This is a genomic window from Mesorhizobium sp. M0152 (assembly GCF_040322415.1).
GTDB lineage: Bacteria > Pseudomonadota > Alphaproteobacteria > Rhizobiales > Rhizobiaceae > Mesorhizobium.
The window spans coordinates 1-1,551 of record NZ_JAMYTH010000111.1 but is presented as its reverse complement, the minus strand read 5'-3'; the positions used below and the strand labels follow the sequence as shown (position 1 = coordinate 1,551).

Here is a 1,551-nt window from a genome sequence, read left to right as displayed (position 1 = left end):
GCGCCCCCCGCACAGATCCGAGCGGGCCCAATTCGGGCACTCGGCTCCTACCTCGAGTGTTTGACGGCGAAACGGACACTCGGCCATGGATGAAGGTTGCAAGGCTTGGGAAGGTAGTCGTTGGCCAACTGCGCAATCCGTTCCCACGTAGCGCCGTCCTTCTGGCTGCGCCGCTGAAGCGTACGCCTCCAAATGTCGATCACCCGATACCTGAACGCCGTGAGCGCCCGGATATTCGTTGGAACCGCGAAATATGCGAAGTGGCCTGTCACGATCTGCCTTAGCCACCTTCCCCTGCTTGGGGATCGGCCAGTGCATTCGCCGTCGCAGCTCGACCTTAATGTCCTGAAGCTTCGCCCGTATGCGGTCGCCGCGGGTCTTCCTTTGAAGCTGGAAGTGCCCTCGACGCGATTTTCCGCAGATGAACGTGAACCCCAGAAAGGCAAAGGTCTCCGGTTTGCCGAGCCCGCGCTGCTTGCGGTTGGCCGCCGCGAGGCGACCAAACTCAATCAGGCGAGTCTTGTCCGGATGAAGCGACAGCAGGAACTCCTCAAGCCTCGCGCGCATCGCTTCGAGAAAGCGACGAGCGTCGCCCTCATGCTCGAAGCCAACGACCACATCATCGGCATAGCGCACGATGATCATGTCGCCGGTAGCCTCGCGCTGTCGCCAGCGCTGGGCCCACAGGTCCAGAACGTAGTGCAGGTAGATATTCGCCAAAAACGGCGAAATCACCGAGCCTGACCGGTTCCCCTGTCATCCACAGTCACGATCCCGTCTTCGAGAATGCCCGCCTTGAGCCATTTCTGGATCAGGCGGATGATGCGCTTGTCGCCGATCCGATGCTCCAGGAAGCGAGTCAGCCATTCCCGGCTGACAGCCCCGAAAAAGTTCTGGATATCGGCGTCGACGATCCAGTTCACCTTCCGTCGGTCGATCGCGACGTACAAGGCATCCAATGCATCGTGCGGCCCCCTTCCGGGTCGGAACCCGTAGGAGAAACCACAGAAGTCGCCTTCATAGATGGCATTGAGCACCATGACCGTTGCACCCCTGAACGATCTTATCTTCCAGGGCGGCAATCGCCAACGGCCGCTGCTTCCCATCCGCCTTCGGTATAAACGTCCGGCGCGACGGTTGCGGGCGGTACACTCCCCGTTGAACCCGTCTGTGCAGGTCCTCAAGCTTGCGCTCCTCGTAGTCCTGCCACGTCATGCCATCCACCCCCGGAGCGGCTTTGCGCTTGAGCGCGTAGAACGCCGTCCGCAGTGTGTCGACATTGATATGGTGGAAGAGCGCGGTGAACCTTTCCTTCTTCCTTTGCCTTGCGGCTTTCCGTACGCGGTCCAGCGCCTGGGACATGCGAGCCCGGCTCTGTGTCCGGTGCATGTGTTGCTGTTCCGCGTTCCCCTTGGTCCCCGGCCTTGGCTCCACCAACTCCGCCGCCGGTCGCCCGGCTTTGTTCGTCGGCTTCACAGCTACTATGCCGGTGTCAGACTTCTCTGGATCGTGCATCAACGGCTACGGCTCCTCGCCTTCCCGTTGCGGACC

At 61.2% G+C, this 1,551-nt stretch carries 3 protein-coding genes; all 3 read right to left on the bottom strand.

All coding sequences use genetic code 11. The annotated features are described in order from the left end of the window. On the bottom strand, nucleotides 1-720 hold a 720-nt coding region (locus NKJ26_RS33340; protein ID WP_352700094.1), incomplete at its 3' end, for a reverse transcriptase domain-containing protein. A gap of 11 nt (nucleotides 721-731) precedes the next feature. Then, nucleotides 732-1,040, bottom strand: a complete 309-nt coding sequence (locus NKJ26_RS33335; protein ID WP_352700092.1) for an RNA-dependent RNA polymerase family protein — start codon at nucleotides 1,038-1,040, stop codon at nucleotides 732-734. Continuing rightward, entirely contained in the window at nucleotides 1,018-1,362 is a 345-nt protein-coding gene (locus NKJ26_RS33330) for a hypothetical protein (RefSeq protein ID WP_352700090.1), read from the bottom strand. Before NKJ26_RS33330 ends, NKJ26_RS33335 begins: the two co-directional genes overlap by 23 nt. Nucleotides 1,363-1,551 lie beyond the last annotated feature (189 nt).